3 protein-coding genes are annotated in these 2,740 nt (G+C 63.8%); all 3 read left to right on the top strand.

Features of this window, described 5'->3' with window-relative positions:
- Positions 1-358 precede the first annotated feature (358 nt).
- Positions 359-763 carry a restriction endonuclease subunit S domain-containing protein gene (locus tag VFU66_RS03390; protein ID WP_326444826.1) on the top strand — a complete coding sequence of 135 codons (405 nt, stop codon included), beginning with the start codon at positions 359-361 and terminating at the stop codon, positions 761-763.
- Positions 760-2,103, top strand: coding sequence for an RNA/DNA-binding domain-containing protein (locus VFU66_RS03385; RefSeq protein WP_326444825.1), 1,344 nt, complete (start codon positions 760-762; stop codon positions 2,101-2,103). Before VFU66_RS03390 ends, VFU66_RS03385 begins: the two co-directional genes overlap by 4 nt.
- Positions 2,100-2,740, top strand: a 641-nt coding sequence (locus VFU66_RS03380; protein WP_326444824.1) for a type I restriction-modification system subunit M, incomplete at its 3' end; no start/stop codon positions are given. The genes VFU66_RS03385 and VFU66_RS03380, both read left to right, overlap by 4 nt.

Raw genomic sequence — 2,740 nt, 5'->3', positions numbered from 1 at the left:
GCCGGATACGAGCGAACTACCCGAGTTGCCGGAGGGGTGGTGCTGGGCAAGTGTAGATCAAATCGTGGTCGAGCCGCTCTCGAACGGTCGATCGGTGAAAACTGCGATCGGCGGGTTTCCAGTCCTACGTTTGACCGCGTTGAAGAACGGAAACATCGATCCACGCGAGCAAAAGATGGGAGCTTGGACCGCCGGGGAGGCCAAGCCATTCTTGGTTACCGTCGGTGACTTCCTTGTCTCACGCGGAAGCGGTTCTATCAGGCTCGTTGGGCTCGGCGGACTTGTGCGACGGCTGCAAAATCCGGTTGCCTACCCCGACACTATGATACGCTTCCGAATGTGCAAAGGAGTCGACCGGATGTTCTTCGCGCACGTGTGGAACTCAACGGCGATCCGCAGTCAAGTTGAGCTGAAGGCGAAGACGACGGCCGGAATCTTTAAGGTCAATCAGAGCGACCTTGAAATGTGCGTGATCCCATTGCCGCCAGAGGCTGAGCAATCGCGTATTCAGGCAGAGATCGGACGGCTCTTCAGCCTCGAAGGCGCGGCCGCAAAGCTGTCCACGCTCTCCATCTCGCGCAGCGCCCGCCTCCGCCAATCCATTCTCAAGTGGGCCTTCGAGGGTCGCCTCGTGGACCAGGACCCGACTGACGAGCCGGCCTCCCGCCTCCTCGAACGCATCCGCGCCGAGCGCGAGTCCGCCACCGAGAAGCAACCGCGCCGCCCGCGCCGCCCGCGGGCGAGGAAGAAAGACCGCACGTGAGAACCCCGCTCCCCATCAACCTCGATACGCTCCTCCGCCAACGGGCGATCGAAGGCGAGCGCGTCGAGTACAAGGCGGGGTGGAACCCAGTGCGTGTGTTGCATACGATGTGCGCGTTCGCCAACGACTTCCACAACCTTGGCGGCGGATACCTTGTGATCGGCGTCGAGGAGGCGAATGGCCGGCCAGTGCTGCCTCCGAAGGGCATCGACCCTGAGAGTGTGGAGTCGATGCAGAAGGAGCTGCTGCGTCTCGGCAACCAGGCCATCCAACCGCCGTTCCATGCGCTCTCCGCGTCCTACGCTGTCGATGGCCGGATCGTCTTCGTCGCCTGGGCGCCGGGGGGCGAGACGCGCCCCTACAAGTGCCGAGTGAGCCTGGGCCAGGACGCGAAGGAGTGGGCCTGGTACATCCGTCGTGGTTCGAGTACGGTCCGCGCGCAAGGAGCGGGCTTGCTCTTCTTCAACGACGAGCCGCACCGCTTCTTTCCAGCCACACAGATCGATGTCGTATACTTCCCTGATGGTGCTGGCGGCGACCGCTTCGAGGAGAAGGTGTTCCAGGGGCCACTCGGCCAGATCACACGCGACGCGATCGACTACGTTGCGCGCAGCTATCTGAGGGAGACGGTGGTGAAGCACGCTGACCGGTCCGAGGCGGAGCGCTTCTGGAACTTCCCGCGCGTCGCCATCGAGGAGGCCATCGTCAACGCGATCTATCACCGTTCCTACGAGGAGCGCGAACCGGTCGAGGTCCGCATCAGCCCGCAGGACCTGGTCGTGCTCAGCTTCCCCGGTCCGGATCGCTCGGTGCGTATGGAGGACCTGCGTTCGGGGCTGGCGGTGAGTCGTCGCTACCGCAACCGTCGCATTGGCGAGTTCCTCAAGGAGCTGGACCTGACGGAAGGGCGCTCGACCGGTGTTCCCAAGATCCTGCGTGCGATGAAGAGTAATGGCTCGCCGCCTCCCGAGTTCGAGAGTGACGAGGGTCGCACCTACTTTCTCATTCGTCTGCCGATCCACGAGCGGGCGGAACGGAGTGCCCCGCAAGTCACCCCGCAAGTCACCCCGCAAGTCACCCCGCAAGTCGAAAGGCTGATCGTGGCCATCCAGGGTGAGATGCTGAGGTCCCACCTGATGCATGCGCTCGGGCTGAAGGATCGCATGCACTTCACGAACGATTACCTCCAGCCTGCGCTGGACGCCGCTCTCGTGGAGATGACCATCCCCGACAAACCCCGCAGCAGCAAGCAGCGCTACCGACTCACCAATCTCGGGCACCGGCTACAGGCCGAGGTGGCCGCGCGTAATTCGGACGGCACAGAGGGGCGTCCGCAATGAGCGACACTGCCAACCGCATCGTCCAGAAGCTCTGGTCCTACTGCAACGTCCTGCGAGACGACGGGCTGTCATACCAGGACTACCTGGAGCAGCTCACCTTCCTCCTCTTCTTGAAGATGGCGGACGAGCGCGCGCAGCTCACCGGCGATCCACAGCCGATCCCCTCTGGCTACCGCTGGGAAGACCTTGCCGCACCGCAAATGGAGGGCGTCGAACTGGAGCAGCACTATCGCGACACGCTTCACGAGCTCGGCCAGCAGGGCGGGATGCTCGGCCTCATCTTCGAGAAGGCGCAGAACAAGATCCAGGATCCCGCCAAGCTCCGCCAGCTCGTGGTCGAGCTCATCGGCAAGGAGAACTGGTCGGCGATGTCGGCCGACGTGAAGGGCGACGCCTACGAGGGGCTGCTCGAACGCAACGCACAGGATACGAAGAGCGGCGCCGGACAGTACTTCACCCCGCGGGCGCTCATCGACGCGATCGCGGACTGTGTGCGGCCCCAACCCGGCGAAGTCGTGGCCGATCCCGCCTGCGGCACTGGCGGCTTTCTCCTCGCCGCACACGAATACGTGAAGAACCATTTCGAGCTGGACCGCGACCAGAAGCACCACCTGCGGTTCGAGGCGGTGCGCGGCGT

This window comes from Edaphobacter sp., from assembly GCF_035763405.1.
Taxonomy (GTDB): Bacteria; Acidobacteriota; Terriglobia; order Terriglobales; family Acidobacteriaceae; genus Edaphobacter.
The sequence above is the reverse complement of the archived record's forward strand: the minus strand, read 5'-3'. Positions and strand labels throughout refer to the sequence as shown.

Excerpts from the sequence above, each read along its gene's own strand:
- VFU66_RS03390 (WP_326444826.1), top strand. The coding sequence starts at position 359 with ATGTTCTTCGCGCACGTGTGGAACTCAACGGCGATCCGCAGTCAAGTT.